This window comes from Nonomuraea sp. NPDC049637 (genome assembly GCF_040675235.1).
In the GTDB taxonomy this organism is placed as follows: domain Bacteria; phylum Actinomycetota; class Actinomycetes; order Streptosporangiales; family Streptosporangiaceae; genus Nonomuraea.
The window spans coordinates 135,549-150,945 of sequence record NZ_JBFAOM010000014.1; the positions used below are offsets into that span (position 1 = coordinate 135,549).

At 72.3% G+C, this 15,397-nt stretch carries 12 protein-coding genes; 8 read left to right on the top strand and 4 right to left on the bottom strand.

Annotated features, from left to right (window positions below):
- Nucleotides 1–156 precede the first annotated feature (156 nt).
- Genes AB0J71_RS21195 through AB0J71_RS21225 form a run of 7 tightly spaced genes read left to right on the top strand, consistent with a single transcriptional unit; the run spans nucleotide 157 to nucleotide 8,441 of the window.
- Nucleotides 157–1,323: a hypothetical protein gene (locus tag AB0J71_RS21195; protein WP_364415621.1), complete on the top strand. Its 1,167-nt coding sequence runs from the start codon at nucleotides 157–159 to the stop codon at nucleotides 1,321–1,323.
- Entirely contained in the window at nucleotides 1,320–3,494 is a 2,175-nt protein-coding gene (locus AB0J71_RS21200) for a tetratricopeptide repeat protein (RefSeq protein WP_364415623.1), read from the top strand. Before AB0J71_RS21195 ends, AB0J71_RS21200 begins: the two co-directional genes overlap by 4 nt.
- Nucleotides 3,491–4,348: a protein phosphatase 2C domain-containing protein gene (locus tag AB0J71_RS21205; protein ID WP_364415625.1), complete on the top strand. Its 858-nt coding sequence runs from the start codon at nucleotides 3,491–3,493 to the stop codon at nucleotides 4,346–4,348. Before AB0J71_RS21200 ends, AB0J71_RS21205 begins: the two co-directional genes overlap by 4 nt.
- Nucleotides 4,341–5,627: a VWA domain-containing protein gene (locus AB0J71_RS21210; RefSeq protein ID WP_352318907.1), complete on the top strand. Its 1,287-nt coding sequence runs from the start codon at nucleotides 4,341–4,343 to the stop codon at nucleotides 5,625–5,627. Before AB0J71_RS21205 ends, AB0J71_RS21210 begins: the two co-directional genes overlap by 8 nt.
- Nucleotides 5,627–6,262, top strand: coding sequence for an FHA domain-containing protein (locus AB0J71_RS21215; protein ID WP_364415628.1), 636 nt, complete (start codon nucleotides 5,627–5,629; stop codon nucleotides 6,260–6,262). Before AB0J71_RS21210 ends, AB0J71_RS21215 begins: the two co-directional genes overlap by 1 nt.
- Complete coding sequence (locus AB0J71_RS21220; RefSeq protein ID WP_352318911.1) at nucleotides 6,259–7,638, top strand: hypothetical protein; 1,380 nt, start codon at nucleotides 6,259–6,261, stop codon at nucleotides 7,636–7,638. Before AB0J71_RS21215 ends, AB0J71_RS21220 begins: the two co-directional genes overlap by 4 nt.
- Complete coding sequence (locus tag AB0J71_RS21225; RefSeq protein WP_352318913.1) at nucleotides 7,635–8,441, top strand: transporter substrate-binding domain-containing protein; 807 nt, start codon at nucleotides 7,635–7,637, stop codon at nucleotides 8,439–8,441. The genes AB0J71_RS21220 and AB0J71_RS21225 overlap by 4 nt, the downstream gene beginning before the upstream one ends.
- Before the next feature lie 63 nt (nucleotides 8,442–8,504).
- On the opposite strand, the gene rpoD is transcribed toward AB0J71_RS21225, so the two are convergent.
- Together rpoD and dnaG are read right to left on the bottom strand one after the other, a co-directional pair.
- Nucleotides 8,505–9,641: an RNA polymerase sigma factor RpoD gene (gene rpoD / locus AB0J71_RS21230; RefSeq protein ID WP_043627522.1), complete on the bottom strand. Its 1,137-nt coding sequence runs from the start codon at nucleotides 9,639–9,641 to the stop codon at nucleotides 8,505–8,507.
- A 315-nt stretch (nucleotides 9,642–9,956) separates the two neighbouring features.
- Nucleotides 9,957–11,798, bottom strand: a complete 1,842-nt coding sequence (gene dnaG / locus AB0J71_RS21235; protein WP_352318915.1) for a DNA primase — start codon at nucleotides 11,796–11,798, stop codon at nucleotides 9,957–9,959.
- A gap of 209 nt (nucleotides 11,799–12,007) precedes the next feature.
- Between dnaG and AB0J71_RS21240 the strand changes: the two genes are divergently transcribed.
- Nucleotides 12,008–12,925: a M23 family metallopeptidase gene (locus AB0J71_RS21240; RefSeq protein ID WP_352318917.1), complete on the top strand. Its 918-nt coding sequence runs from the start codon at nucleotides 12,008–12,010 to the stop codon at nucleotides 12,923–12,925.
- Here the strand turns inward: AB0J71_RS21240 and AB0J71_RS21245 are convergent.
- Both AB0J71_RS21245 and AB0J71_RS21250 read right to left on the bottom strand, forming a co-directional pair.
- Nucleotides 12,888–14,051: an FAD-dependent oxidoreductase gene (locus AB0J71_RS21245; RefSeq protein WP_364415630.1), complete on the bottom strand. Its 1,164-nt coding sequence runs from the start codon at nucleotides 14,049–14,051 to the stop codon at nucleotides 12,888–12,890. The genes AB0J71_RS21240 and AB0J71_RS21245 overlap by 38 nt on opposite strands.
- Nucleotides 14,052–14,128: 77 nt before the next feature.
- Nucleotides 14,129–15,349, bottom strand: a complete 1,221-nt coding sequence (locus tag AB0J71_RS21250) for a deoxyguanosinetriphosphate triphosphohydrolase (RefSeq protein WP_364415632.1) — start codon at nucleotides 15,347–15,349, stop codon at nucleotides 14,129–14,131.
- Nucleotides 15,350–15,397 lie beyond the last annotated feature (48 nt).

Consider the following 15,397-nt stretch of genomic DNA (forward strand, 5'->3'; position numbering starts at 1 on the left):
TTTAAGCCGTTTGCAGGTGACCGAGGGTTGAATCAGGGACAAGTCAGGGTCACCCCTACCCTTTGGAACCAACCGGTCAAGACTCCCGTTGAGCCGGTAGGACACGGGGCATCGGGGGCCCTCTTCACGGGGAGCGTGATGAGTCTGGGACCACCCATGAGCAGGGAAGGCGCCGAGTACGCGCTGCGCGCTCGGGCCGACGAACGCGACCGGATCTCCGGCGACCTGCTCGATCTCGAATCCCACACCACGTACCAGCTGCTCAAGGGCGCCACGCTGGACGGGGTGACGGCGCAGCGCTGGGCCGCCGTCCAGGCCGCGCTGACCCGGCTGTGGCTGCTGAACGACGCCTACCGGGCCGTGCTGCGCGACGCCGAGCAGGTCAGGGCCGCGCGCGCGAAGCTCGGCGCCGAGCAGCTCGACGAGCTGACCCGGCTGCTGTCGGGCACGTCCGTCGTGCTGCGGGCCGCGGCCAAGCCCGTCGAGCAGCGCTCGCTGCTGCCGGAGGCCGACGAGCGGCTGACCCTCGACGAGACGGTCGCCCGCATGGACGGCGCCTTCCGCGAGGTCACCTCGGCGCTCAACGACATCGACGCCGTGTGGAACGCCGTCCTGCCCCGGCTCGACGACGCCGACCGCGCCCTGCGCGAGATCCGCGACCTGGAGCGGGAGCTGGGCGAGGGCGTCGGCCTGGAGGCACAGGAGGCGGAGCTGCGGCGGATGCGCGCGGCCCTCCTCGCCGACCCGCTCGGCGCGGGCGTGGGCCCCGACCTCGGCGGGGTCGCCCGCGCGCTGGCCGAGGCCCGCGCGGAGGTCGACCAGGCGATCGTGGTCAAGCGCGAGTACGCCAGGCGCCGCGAGGACCTGGTGGCCGCCCTCGACCGGGTACGCGCGGCCGAGAGCGAGGCCAGGCTGGCCCACGGCGCGGTCGTGGTCAAGATCGCCCTGCCGCCGCAGGCCCGCCCGCGCAGCCGGGTCGAGGAGCTGACCGGCGAGCTGGCCGCGCTCGACGCATCGGCCGACACCTGGGTGGTGCGGGCCAGGCGGCTGGCGAACGTGGAGAGCGAGGCGGAGAAGGCGGCCGACCGGGCGCGGGCCACCGCCAAGGCCCTGTACGGCCTGGTCGGCAGGCGTGACGAGTTACGCGGCCGGCTCGGCGCCTGCCAGGCCATGGCGGTGCGCAAGGGCATGGCCGAGGACCCCCACGCCGCCGCGTGCTTCGAGCGGGCCCGATCCCTGCTGTGGAGCGCTCCCTGCGACCTGACCGAGGCGGCGGCCGCGGTCGAGACCTACCAGCGCGCGATACACGGAGGTAAGCCATGACCCGCTGCGCGCAGCCGGGCTGCACCGGCACCATCGAGGACGGCTACTGCGACCTGTGCGGCAACGCGGCGGGCGCGGCGCCCCCGGCGGTGTCCGTCCCCCAGCAGGCGTCGGCCCCGGCGTCGGCCTCGGGCCCGCTTTCGGGGCCGCTTTCGGGGCCGGTGAACACCCAGCCGGTGAGCCGGTCGCTGACCTCGCCGGTGAGCAGCAGCGGCAGGTCGCGGGCCGGGGTGCTGGGCGGCATCGCCGACCTGCCGTCCGTGCCGTACCGGGATCCGGCGACGGCCGTGATGGCCGATCCGCAGGTGCCGGAGGAGAAGCGGTTCTGCGCCAACCCGGCCTGCGGGGAGCCGGTGGGCCGGTCCCGGCAGGGCCGTCCCGGGCTGACGGAGGGGTTCTGCCCGCACTGCCGCACGCCGTACTCCTTCACCCCGAAGCTGGCCAAGGACGACATGGTGGCCGGGCAGTACCGGGTGCTCGGCTGCCTGGCGCACGGCGGTCTCGGCTGGATCTACCTGGCCGCCGACGAGAACCTGGACGGCCGCTGGGTCGTGCTCAAGGGCCTGCTCAACACCAACGACGCCGAGGCGCTGGCGGCCGCCGAGGCCGAACGCAAGTTCCTCACCACGGTCGACCACCCGAACATCGTCAAGATCCTCAACTTCCAGCTCTCCGGCGGCCTCGGCTACATCGTCATGGAGTACGTCGGCGGCCAGTCCCTGCACGAGCTGCGCCGCCAGGGCCCGCTGCCGCTGCGCGAGGCGCTGATCTACGGCCGCGAGATCCTGCACGCGTTCGGCTACCTGCACGAGAACGGCCTGGTCTACTGCGACCTCAAGCCGGCCAACGTGATCCGGGTCGGCCGGCGGCTCAAGCTGATCGACCTGGGCGCCGTCCAGCCGGTCGGCTCGCCGCCCGGCACGTCCTGGGCGACGGTCGGCTACCACGCGCCCGAGCTGGACACCCATCCCTCGTCCGTGGCCTCCGACCTCTACACCGTGGCCAGGACCCTGGCGGTGCTGACGATCCCGTCCTGGAGCCCGGCCAAGGGCGGCGTGGCCAGCCCGCTGCCGCAGGACTGCGGGCACGAGTCGTTCGCGCGGCTGCTGCGCAGGGCCACCGCGCCCGACCCCGCCGACCGGTTCCAGAGCGCGTGGGAGATGGAGGAGCAGCTCGTCGGGGTGCTGCGGGAGATCAGCGCGGCCGAGGAGGGCGTGCCGTTCCCGGCGCCCTCGACCCTGTTCGGGCCCGAGCGCTCCGCCGTGGGGACGGCATTGTCGGCATCGCGCCAGGAGGTGTTCGGGCCGCTCGACCCGGCCGTGGTCGCGGTCGAGCTGCCGGTGCCGCACGTCGATCCGCTCGACCCGGCGGCGGGCGCGCTGGCGGGCCTGCTCGGGTTCGACGGCAAGGAGCTGTTCGACCAGCTCTCGGCGATGCCGCCGACGCCCGAGACCCGGCTCATGCGGGCCAGGCTGCTGGCCGAGGCGGGCGCGGCCGAGACGCCGCACGCGCTGACGGAGCTGGACCGGTTGCTCCCCGGCGACTGGCGGACGACCTGGTACCGCGGGGTGCACGCGCTGGCCGGGCGCCAGCCGGACACCGCGGCGACGATGTTCGACGCGTGCGTGTCGGCGCTGCCCGGCGAGCTCGCGCCCAAGCTGGCGCTGGCGTTCGCGCTGGAGTGCGCCGGCCGGCAGTCGGCCCACTGGTACAACGCCGTCTGGCGGACCGACCACTCCTACGTCAGCGCCGCGTTCGGGCTGGCCAGGACGGGCCGCGTCGACGTGCTGGACGAGGTGCCGCCCACCTCCAGCTACCGGGTGGCGGCGCAGGTGGCGCTGGCCGCCTCGGTGTTCCGCCGGACCGACCTGAGCACGGTGTCCGCCGCCGACCTGGTCGGCGCGGCCGGACGGCTGGCCAGCCTGGCCGACCTCGACCCGCGCCGCCGCGACCTGCTCACCGCCGAGCTGCTGCGCTGCGCGCTGGCCTGGCTGGACCACAACCCCGCGCCGCCCCGGACGAAGCTGGCCGAGGCCGACTTCACCGAACCGGGGCTGCGCAGGCGGCTGGAGTCGATCTACCGGAAGCTCGCGGTGGCGGCCGGCTCCCGCCATGAACGCCACGCGCTCATCGACCAGGCGAACGCCGTACGACCGAGGACGTGGCTGTGACCGAACCCGTACCGACCTCCCAGAGCTGCCCGATGTGCGCGTCCCCCGTCGTCCAGGGGGACGTCTACTGCGAGCGGTGCGGGCACGCGCTCGGCGCGCCGGTCTGCACCTCCTGCGGCGCGGCCGCGGTGGACGCGGAGGGCTACTGCGAACGGTGCGGCGCCCGCCAGCCCACCGGCCGCGACCACGCCGAGATCGTCCTGGACGGCGGTGCCGCCGCCGTGACCGACAAGGGGCTGCGACGCGCCCGCAACGAGGACGCCATGGCGCTGCTGACCACCGGCGACGCCGTGATCACGGTGGTGTGCGACGGCGTGGGCAGCTCGCCGCGGGCCGACGCGGCCTCGGCCGCGGCGGTGGAGACCGCGGGCGCCGCCCTGGCCAGGGGGGCCTCCGCGCAGGAGGCGTTCGAGCTGGCCGGAAAGGCGGTGACCGCCCTGGCGACCTCCGTGGACGACGCCCCCGCCTGCACCTACGTCGCCGCGGTCGCCGGCCCCGGCGGGATCACGCTGAGCTGGGCGGGCGACACGCGGGCGTACTGGCTGCCCGGCGAGGCCCCCGGGCAGGGCGTGCTGCTGACCGAGGACGACGTGGTCCCGACCGGCGAGATCACCGCGTGGCTCGGCGCGGATTCCGGCGAGGTGTCGCTGCATGTGCGCACGCTCGCCCCGGGGGCGCCCGGCCTGCTGCTGGTGTGCAGCGACGGGCTGTGGCGCTACCTGGACGGCTACCGGTTCCCGCAGACGGGAACCCCCCTCGACATGGCCCGCGAGATGCTGCGCCACGCCCTGGCCGCCGGCGGCCAGGACAACGTGACGATCGTTCTCATCCCCCTAGGAGAAACGCATGGGTGACCAGCCCACGTTCACGCTGAACATCGACCAGAACAAGTACCTGTCCACCGACGCCCGGGAGGTGCACGCGATCCTCACCGTGGCCTCCTCCGGCGGCGGCTTCGCCCAGGCCGCGCCCACCGAGGCGGCCGAGGTCATCATCGTCGACACCTCCGGCTCGATGAGCGGCGGCAAGATCCGCGAGGCCCGGCAGGCCGCGGCGGCGGCCGTGCACGCGCTGCGCGACGGCGTGCACTTCGCGGTGATCGCCGGGACCGAGAGGGCCAGGGTCGTCTACCCCGGCGGCAACGCCAACCTGGTCAGGGCCACGCCCGCCACCCGCGCCGAGGCCGAGCGGGCGATCAGCAGGCTGCTCGCGCACGGCGGCACGGCCATCGGCGAGTGGCTGAAGCTGGCCGGGCATCTGCTGAGCGGCTACCCGAACGCGATCAGGCACGCGCTGCTGATGACCGACGGGCAGAACAACGAGCGTCCCGAGGTGTTCGGGGCCGTGCTGCAGGGGTGGAGCGGCAAGTTCGTCTGCGACAGCCTGGGCGTGGGCGACGACTGGGTGCCCGCCGAGCTGCGGAAGGTCGCCGAGGCGATGCTCGGCTCGTTCGAGTTCGTACGGAACCAGAGCGATCTGGCCGAGTTCTTCCGCCGGGTGACGCAGACGTCGATGAGCAAGACCGTGGCGGACCTGTCGCTGCGGGTGTGGGTGCCGCAGACGGCCAAGCTGAAGTTCGTCAAGCAGGTCTCCCCCACGCTGCTCGACCTGACCGGCAAGCGCACCGACGTCAACCCGCTGACCGGCGACTACCCGACCGGCTCGTGGGGCCAGGAGGAACGCGAGTACCACCTGTGCGTCGAGGTGCCGCCGGGCCAGATCGGCCAGGAGATCAGGGCGGGCTGGGTGAAGCTGGTGCGCCCCGACACGGGGGACGTCGTGGCCAGCGGCAACGTGCTGGCCCAGTGGACCGACGACCTGGCGCAGTCCACCCAGATCAACCGGAAGGTCGCCCACTACACCGGCCAGGCCGAGCTGCACGAGCTCATCCAGGACGGCCTCAGCGCCCGCGCCGCCGGGGACGTGGAGGCCGCGACCGCCCGCCTGGCCAAGGCCAGGGAACTGGCCGCGGAGTCGGGCCGCGAGGACACCGCCCGGCTGCTGGAGAAGGTCGTGGAGGTCGATCCCGCGACCGGCACGGCCCGGCTGCGCAGGAACGTGGACAAGGCCGACGAGATCGAGCTGGACACCGGTTCCGTCCGCACCAGCCGGCTGCGTAAGGGCGAGGGCTGATGGCGACCTGTCCGCAGGGGCACGACTCCGGCTCCGACGACTACTGCGACGTCTGCGGCGCGCAGATGAGCGGGACGCCCGCCGCGCCCCAGCCCCAGCCGGCGGCGGCCACCGCCGGAGGCGACGACGCCTGCCCGGTCTGCCAGACGCCGCGCGCCGGGCAGTTCTGCGAGGTGTGCGGGCACGACTTCACCGGCAGCGGGGGCGGCGTGCCGCTCCCGGTGCGGGGGGCGCGGTGGGAGGCCGTCGCCGCCGCCGACCGCACCTACTACGAGAAGGTGGTCGCCGAGGGCGGTCCGGACGCGGCGCGCATGGCCTTCCCGCCGTACTGTCCCGAGCGCTCGTTCGGGCTGGTCGGCGAGCAGGTGCGCATCGGACGGCGCAGCAGGGCCAGGAACCTGGCGCCGGAGATCGACCTGACCGGCCCGCCCGAGGACCCGGGCGTGTCGCACCTGCACGCCGTGCTGCTGGCCCAGCCCGACGGCACCTGGACGCTGGTGGACCCGGGCTCGGCCAACGGCACCCAGGTCAACGGCAGGACCGTGGAGATCAACACGCCCGTCCGGGTCGGTCCCGGCGACCGGATCCACCTGGGCGCCTGGACCGTCATCACCATCAGGGAGGGCACACCGTGACCCTGGTGCAGAACCCGGGCGCCCTCGTCCCGGCGGGCGCCCCCGCCCCCCTGCCGCGCCACAGCGTGCCCGGCCGCATCCGCGTCATCTCCGGCGTCACCGTGGCGGCCCTCGCGCTGCTGTTCGCGGCGCTCGGGGTGGGCAGCCTGACCGCCGGCGACGGGCTGCAGGTCATCGGCCGCGACGCCGGGCCGCAGGTCGTCGCCACCGCCGGGCTCTACCTGGCGCTCAGCGACATGGACGCCCAGGTGGCCAACGCGCTGGTCATGGGCGACCAGTACGGCCAGCAGCGCCGCGAGGCCGTCGACCGGTACGAGCGGCGGCGCACGGAGGCCGACCAGGCGCTGCTGAAGGCGTTCGAGCTGGCCGGCGACAACGCCGCCGAGCGGCGGACCGTGCAGTCGGTGCTCGACGGCCTCGGCCGCTACGAACGGCTCGCCGGGCAGGCGCTGCTGCTGAACGAGCAGTCCCGGCACGCGCCCGGCGCGCCGCCGGACAACGTCGTGGGCACCTACCGGCAGGCCACCGACCTGATGCGGCTGGTGCTGCTGCCGCAGGCCTACAACCTGACCCTGGAGAGCGGCACGATCGTCCGCCGCACCTACGACGACAAGAACGCCATGGTCCCGCTGCTGCGCTCCGCGGTGCTGCTGGCCGGGCTGCTCGCGCTGGGCTGCCTGATCTGGCTCCAGATCTACCTGGCCCGGCGGTTCCGCCGGGTGTTCGGCCCGGCGCTGCTGGTCGCCACGCTGGCCACCGCGGTCTCGCTGATCCTCGGCGTGAACGTGCTCGGCCAGGACCAGACGGACCTGCGCACGGCCAAGACACAGGGCTTCGACTCGGTCCTGACGCTGGCCAAGGCCCGCGCGATCAGCAACAGCATGCAGGGCGACCAGAGCCGGTACCTGCTCGACAAGGACCGCGCCGACACCTACGAGCACACGTTCCTGGACAAGTCGCAGTCGGTCGTCTACTTCGAGTCCGGCAACCTCACGCAGTACCACGCGAAGGTGGCCGCCGACGCCGGAGCGGCCCGCGGCATGCTGGGGCCCGAGCTGACCGGCCCGGAGGGCACCCGCGTGCTGGACGCCTACCGGGCCTTCCAGCAGGCCGACACCTCTTTCCGGGCACTGGCGCTGGACGGCAGGACCGCCGAGGCCGTGACCGCCAAGCTCGGGCCGGTCACCGCCGCGTTCGACGCCTACGACCGGGCCCTGGTGGCCCTGGCCGAACGGCACGAGCGCACCTTCGACCAGTCCATCGACGCCGGCCGGAACGCGCTGGACAACCTGTGGCGGCTGCTGCCGTTCGCGATCGCCGGGATCGGGCTGCTGATGATCGCCGGGGTGTGGCCGAGACTCAAGGAGTACCGTTGAAGCGCACGCTGGTAGCGGCCCTGGCCCTGACCGCGGTGGCCGCCGCGGCCTGCGGCACCGGGGGCCGGGAGTCGATCCTCGACAAGGACACCATCGTCATCGCCGTCCGCTCCGACCTGCCGTCGGTGGGCTTCCGCCGGCCGGACGGCACCTTCGCGGGCTTCGACGTCGACGTCGCACGCTACGTGGCCAAGCGGCTGGGCAAGAAGTTCAAGCTGATCCCCGTGCTGGCGGGCGACCGGGAGAAGGTGCTGATCCAGGGGCGGGCCGACATGGTGGTGGCGACGTACACGATCAGCATGGACCGTAAGGCGAAGGTGCTGTTCGCGGGGCCGTACCACATCTCCTACCAGGACATCCTGACGCGGCCGGACGACAAGGTGGACAACGTCCGGCAGCTGAAGGGCCGCCGGATCTGCGCGGTGGAGGGCTCGAACGCCGCCGAGCGGGTCGTGGAGGAACGCAGCGTGGCGGCCAAGCTGGTGCCGTTCAAGGACTACGCGTCGTGCCTGAGCGCGCTGAAGAGCCGGCAGGTGGACGCCGTCACCACCAACGACGTGATCCTGGCCGGCCTGGCCGACCAGGACGGCTCGGGGCTGCGGCTGGCCAACGCCCAGTTCAACGAGCAGCGAAGCGGGGTGGGCCTGCACAAGGACGACGTGCCGGGCTGCGAGGCGGTGAACCGCGCGATCATCGACATGTACCAGGACGGCACCGCGAGCCAGCTGCTGCACAAGTGGTTCAGCAAGGCGGGCCTGAACCTGACCAACATCGCCGTGCCGCAGTTCGAGGGCTGCTCCTGAGCCCGCCGCCCGGCATGCGGACGGGCCCGGCACGCTCGCCGGGCCCGTCGCGGGGTCGAAGGGTCAGTCCAGGTAGTCCCTGAGCATCTGCGCGCGCGTCGGGTGGCGGAGCTTGGCCAGGGTCTTCGACTCGATCTGCCGGATGCGCTCGCGCGTCACGCCGAACTCCCTGCCCACCTCCTCCAGCGTGCGCGGATGCCCGTCGGCCAGGCCGAAGCGGAGCTGGATGATGCGCTGCTCGCGGTCGGACAGCGTGGCCAGGATGTCGTCGAGCTGGTCCTGCAGCATGATGAAGGCGGCCGCCTCCATGGGCACGACGGCGTCGGCGTCCTCGATGAAGTCACCGAGGTCGGAGTCCTCCTCGCCGATCGGCGACTGCAGGGACACCGGCTCCTGGGCGATGCGCTGGATCTCCACCACGCGGTCGACCGGGAGGTCCATCTCCTTGGCGATCTCCTCGGGGATGGGCTCGCGGCCGAGGTCCTGGTGGAGCTGACGCTGCACTCTGACGAGCTTGTTGATGGTCTCCACCATGTGCACCGGAATGCGGATGGTGCGCGCCTGGTCGGCGATCGCCCGGGTGATCGCCTGCCTGATCCACCAGGTGGCGTAGGTGGAGAACTTGTAGCCCTTCGTGTAGTCGAACTTCTCGACCGCCCGGATGAGCCCGAGGTTGCCTTCCTGGATCAGGTCGAGGAACAACATGCCGCGGCCCACGTACCGCTTGGCGATCGACACCACGAGCCTGAGGTTGGCCTCGATCAGCCGCTGCTTGGCCCTGGTGCCCTGCCAGACGAGCTCCCTGAACTCCGGGAAGGCCAGACGCGAGACCCCGTTGGCCAGCTTGTCCTCGGCGAACAGGCCGGCTTCGATCGACTTGGCGAGCTCCACCTCCTCCTCGGCGGTCAGCAGGGGGACGCGGCCGATCTCCCGCAGATAGATACGGACGAGATCGCTGGTCGGCGCCCGCTTGCCTACGTCCTCCTCATCGGCGCGGGTGGACTCCTCGTCGCCCTGGGGCTCGAGGACCTCCACGCCGTTCTCTGCGAGCATCCGCACGACGCGTTCCAGCGCGTCGGACGGCAGCTCGGATCGGTCAAGCGCGGCGGCGACGTCATCGACGGTTACGCTTCCGCGCTCCCTTCCCTTCGCGACGAGGTCCGCCACCTGATCTACCGATGGCGGCCCGCTTGGCAGCACCGATGCACCCACGGGAGACAGTCTGCAGTATTGGTTCCATCAAATGGCAGACCCATTTTTGTTGCGGAAGGTAAGACGATCAGCATTACCGAATTGAGATCGAGTAAAGGTTTGGCCCGAGTTTGATCAGGAAAGAAAAGTCAATTACGCGGTCTGGAAACCCACGTCCGGCGACGTCCGCCTGCCGGACGTTTCTCTTCCGCTGCCCGGAAGACGCCCGAGCCGGCCCATGACGGCAGCGCGGACCGGCCGCGATTCCCCGCACACCCCCTGGTGCACCGCCGGCCCCCGCTGCCGAACTGTTATCAAATGGGGTCAGCTTCCCGCGGCGCGCTCGCGCAGCACCCGGCGCTGCTGCTCCAGCGCCACCAGCTCGCCGAACAGCCTGTTGTACTCCTGCTGCTGCTCCACCGGGTTGAGGCGCTGCATGCGGGACTTGGCCTGGGCGATGGCCCGGTCGACCGCGATCGCCTCGATGGCCGCCAGCATGGCCCCCGCGTAACGCTCCTCGGCGTGCGCGTCGGCCTGGACGGGCTCCACCGCGAACCTCGTCACGAGCGCCCTGGTGGCCTCGTCGTGGGCGTGCTCCAGCAGCCGGTCGACCCACTCGCGGCCGCCGTGACCGGCCGAGCCGGCGCCGCCGGCGGCCTGGATGACCTTGTGCAGCGCGACGTGGTCGGGCGCGGTGAACGCCTGCGGGTCGAGGGCGTCGAAGCGCGGCCCGAGCAGCGCCGGCCGCTGGACGGCCAGCTTGAGCAGCTCGCCCTCCACCCGCACGCTCGGATCGACCGGGGCCGCCTTGGGGGCGCGCTGGGGGCGGCCCTGCTGGGTGTTGGCCACCTCGCCGATGCGCTGCATGACGAAGCGCTCGTCCATGAAGCCGAGCCAGCGGTCGAGGTCGATGGCGTAGCGCTTGCGCAGGCCGACGTCCTTGATCCCGGCCACGATGGGCGCCGCCGCGTCGAGGGCGGCGATCTTGCCCTCGTTGCTGCGCAGGTCGTAGCGGGAGATGGTGCTCCTGATGGCGAACTGGAACAGCGGCTCGCGGCTCGCGATGAGGTCGCGCACCGCCGCGTCGCCCTGCTTGATCCGCAGATCACACGGGTCGAGGCCGTCGCTCTGCACCGCGACGTAGGTCTGCGTGACGAACTTCTGCTCGTCGGCGAAGGCCCGCAGCGCCGCCTTCTGGCCGGCCGCGTCGCCGTCGAAGGTGAAGATGACCTCGCCGCGGAACTCGGCCTGGTCGAGCAGGAACCGGCGCAGGATCTTGATGTGCTCCTCGCCGAACGACGTGCCGCAGGTGGCCACCGCGGTCGGAACTCCGGCCAGATGGCAGGCCATCACGTCGGTGTATCCCTCGACGATCACCGCCTGGGCGCGCTTGCTGATCTCTCGTTTGGCGAGATCAATGCCATAAAGGACCTGGCTCTTCTTGTAAAGCGGCGAGTCAGGCGTATTCAGATATTTCGGACCATCATCGGAATCGAGCAACTTGCGGGCGCCGAATCCGATCACGTCACCCGTGGCGTCCCTGATCGGCCAGATCAGCCGCCCTCGGAACCGGTCGATCGGCCCCCGCCTGCCCTCCTTGGCCAGGCCGCCCTTGACCAGCTCGTCGGCGGTGAACCCGCGCCCCATCAGGTGGCGCGCCAGCGCCTCCCACTCGGCCGGCGCGTAGCCGACGCCGAACGTCTCGGCGTCGGCGCGCTCGAACCCGCGCTCGGACAGGAACCGCCGCCCCGGGGCCGCGTCGGGCCCGAACAACTTCTCGGCGTAGAACTCGGCAGCCACCCGATGGGCCTCGATCAGCCGGGCCCGCTCGCCGTGGTCGCGCTTGGGGACGTAACCGCCCTGCTCGTACTGGAGCTGGATGCCGGCCCGCTGGGCCAGCCGCTCGACCGCCTCACCGAACGGCAGGTGCTCGATCTTCTCCACGAACGTGATCACGTCACCGCCTTCTGAGCACCCGAAGCAGAAGTACATTCCGCGCTCAGGGGTGACGTTGAAGGACGGGCTCTTCTCGTCGTGGAAGGGGCACAGGCCCTTGAGGTTGCCCCCTCCGGCGTTGCGCAACTGGATGTGCTCGCCGATCACGTCGGCGATGGGGGAACGCTCGCGTACGAGCGCGATGTCGACATCACGGATCCGGCCAGCCACGCCGGTGAGTCTATTCCGCCCCACCGACGGTTCCGCCCCTCGCGGGGTGTGCCGCGGCCGGTGAACGGCGTGGCACGGGCTGTCGACGGCCGGGGAAGACGCGCGTCACCTCTGGGTTGCTAAAGCGGGAAACTGGTGATGCGGAGTCCCGTGGTCGGCTACAAAGGTGAGGGTTGTCGGTGGAAACGGTGACACGGGTGAGGAAGACTATGCATTCCGGGCATATCGTGCGGTGGGCGGTTGTGGCCGGCGCCGTGCTGCTCACCGGCGCCTGCGCCCAGGCGACCGGGGTGGCGGGCGTCAGCGCCCAGTCGCCCTCCACGGCCCCGCCCACGGGCACGTCCACTGGGACGCCCACTGGCACCCCGGCGGTCACCGCCACCATCCCCTCGCCCGGCCCGTCCGGCCAGGAGGGCGAGCAGCAGGCCGAGCGGCCGCCCAAGGGGGACGACCCGGTCAAGGTGCCGCCGCCCAAGCTGTCGAAGTTCACCTACACGTTCCCGGTCAAGGGCTGCGGCACGACCTACCAGCGCAGCCTGCTGGTGCTGCCCAAGACGACGATCTGGGCCCCGCAGGGCTGCTCGTTCGTCGCGCCGGTGGACGGCGTGGTGGACGAGGTCAACGTCAAGAACCGGTGGGCGCCCTCCACCGACAAGGGCGCCGACCGCGAGGGCCGGTTCGTCACGATCATCGGCGACGACGGCGTGCGTTACCTCGGCGGCCACCTCGACTCCGTCGCCGAGGGGGTACGGCCCGGCGTGCGGGTGAAGGCCGGGCAGCTGCTCGGCCGGGTGGGCAGGTCGGGCAACGCCCGCGACGCCGGCTCCAACCTCTACTTCGCGATCTCCTGGAAGACCGGCCCGGCCTACTGGTGGGTGCGCCGGGGCATGGTCGAGCCGTGGGACTACCTGGACGCCTGGCGCTCCGGCAACCGCACGCTCTCCCCCCGCAAGGAGACGCTGGCGCTGCGCGGCAAACTCGGCGAGACGCCGCGGTGCGCGGTCCAGTGCACGTCGAAGAAGGTGCCGCAGGCCACCAAGCAGCCCAGGAAGCCGCGCAGGACCGCCCAGCCCAAGGACGACAACCCGATCACGGCGGACCCGTCGTCAACTCCTTTCGGTCAATGACGGCGCCCGACCTGATCAGCTCCTGGATCTCCGGCACGGCGTCCCGGGTGTTGACGCCCATGCCGGCGACCACCCGGCCCTCGCGCAGCCAGAAGGCGACGAACCGCAGGTCCTCCAGCGACCCTCGGCAGACGATCTCGTCGTGGCCGCCGGTGTCGCCGGTGAACTCCATGCTCAGGTCGTACTGGTCGGTGTAGAGGTAGGGGATGTCGTCGTGGACGACGTCCTGGCCGAGCATGGCGCGGGCGGCGGCCGGACCGCCCTTGAGCGCGCCCGACCGGTGCTCGACGCGGACGTGCCGGCCGTACAGGGGGTGGAAGGGCTCGGCGGCGTCGCCGGCGGCGTAGACGTCGGGGTGCGAGGTGCGCAGGGAGGCGTCGGTGCGGATGCCGTGCCGGACCTCCAGGCCCGCGTCGCGGGCCAGTTCCACCTCGGGCGCGACGCCGATGCCGGCCACCACGAGGTCGGCCGTCAGCCGCTCCCCCGTGCTGAGCCGCACGCCGGTGCCGGTGACCTCGGCGACCGCGGTGCCGAAGCGCAGGTCAACGCCGTTGCGGGCGTGCAGGCGGGCGAACACCGCGCCCAGCTCGGGGCCGAGCGCCCGGTTGAGCGCGGTGGGCTCGGGCTCGACGACGGTGACCGGGCAGCCCGCCGCGCGGGCCGCCGCCGCGCTCTCCAGCCCGACCCAGGACGCCCCGACCACGATGACGCTGCCGCCCTCGGCGAAGCGCCGCCTGAGCGCCTCGCAGTCCTCGACGGTGCGCAGGTAGTAGGCCGGGCCGGGCAGGCGTCTCGGCGTCGCCCCGGTCGCGATCAGCAGCTTGTCGTAGGCCCGCCGGGACCCGTTGGCGAACCTGACGACGTGGTTGCGGGGCTCGATGCGGGTGACGGGCAGGCCGAGCCGCAGCTCCACGTCGTTGTCGGCGTACCAGCCGGGGGCGTGGACGTAGATCTTCTCCCGCTCGCCGCCGCCCCGCAGGTACTCCTTGGACAGGGGCGGCCGTTCGTACGGGCGTTCGCTCTCCGCGCCGGCGAGCACGACCTCGCCGGCGAAGCCCTCCTCGCGCAACGTCTGCGCGGCCTTGGCTCCCGCAAGGCCCGCGCCGACGATGACATATGTAGCCATGCGCGCAGTATCCGCCGACGAGGCAGGTCCGCAAAGCCGCTCGTGGGGGCGGTTTCACCGGCCCCGGCGGCCTGCCGTCACTTCGACAGGCGCCGGTGCCAGGCCACGGCCGAGGTGTCGGTGAGCGAGGCGATCTGGTCGATCACGACGCGCACCCGGGCGGCGTCGTCGGGGGCGTCCAGGAAGGCGGGGCGGAAGGCGGGTTCGAGGGTGGCGGGGGCGCCGAGGGTGATCAGCGAGGCCAGCTCGGTGATCAGCTCGCGCTGCCTGGCCTGGTTGGCGTGGTGGCCCTCGGTGGTCATCACGTAGTGGGCGGTGACGCCCTTGAGCAGGGCGCACTCCAGCAGCGTGGCGCGCGGCACGACGAGGTCGGCGCGGTGGCGGGCGCCGTGGACCTCCTTGGTGGCGGTCTGGGCCGAGCGGCAGAACCGGCCGATCAGGCCGCTGGTGAGCGCCTTGAGGCCGGCCAGGTCGGCGAGCGTGGCCTCGAAGCGGCGCGGCCACAGCGGGTCGGCGATCAGCTTGGCGAAGACCTCCTCCAGCTCGTTGAGGTCGGCGCCGGGCGCGTACCAGGCGCGGGTGACGCGGGCCACGGCGCCGCGCTCCACGGGCGACTGGAGCGCCTCCGGGGTGACGTGGCCGGAGTGGAGGGCGTCCTCCAGGTCGTGGACGGAGTAGGCGACGTCGTCGGCCCAGTCCATGATCTGGGCCTCGAAGCTCACGCGGCCCTCCGGGGCGCCGTCCCTGATCCACTCGAAGACCGGCAGGTCGTCGTGGTAGACGCCGAACTTGGGGGACTTCTCGCACGTCCAGGGGTATTTGACGGCGGCGTCGAGCGCGGCCCGGGTGAGGTTGAGGCCGGCGCTGCGGCCGTCGTCGGTGAGGACCTTGGCCTCCAGCCTGGTGAGCAGGCGCAGGCTCTGGGCGTTGCCCTCGAAGCCGCCGCACGAGGTGGCCAGCGCGTTGAGCGCCACCTCGCCGTTGTGCCCGAACGGCGGATGGCCGAGGTCGTGGGCCAGGCAGGCGGTCTCGACCAGGTCGGGGTCGACGCCGAGCGTGGCGCCCATCTCCCTGCCGACCTGGGCGCATTCGAGGGAGTGGGTCAGCCGGGTGCGCGGGATGTGCTGGCCGCCGCCGAGCGTCTCGCCTGGGCCCACGACCTGGGTCTTGGCCGCCAGCCTGCGCAGCGCGGCGCTGTGCAGGACGCGGGCGCGGTCGCGTTCGAACGCACCGCGGCCGGGGTTGCCGGGTGGTTCCGGGACCCATCGTTCCTGGTCGTGCTCGTCGTAGTACGACATTGGTGCAGTGATTTTATCCAGTTTCCTGTCTCCGCTAGTGTCGAGCCT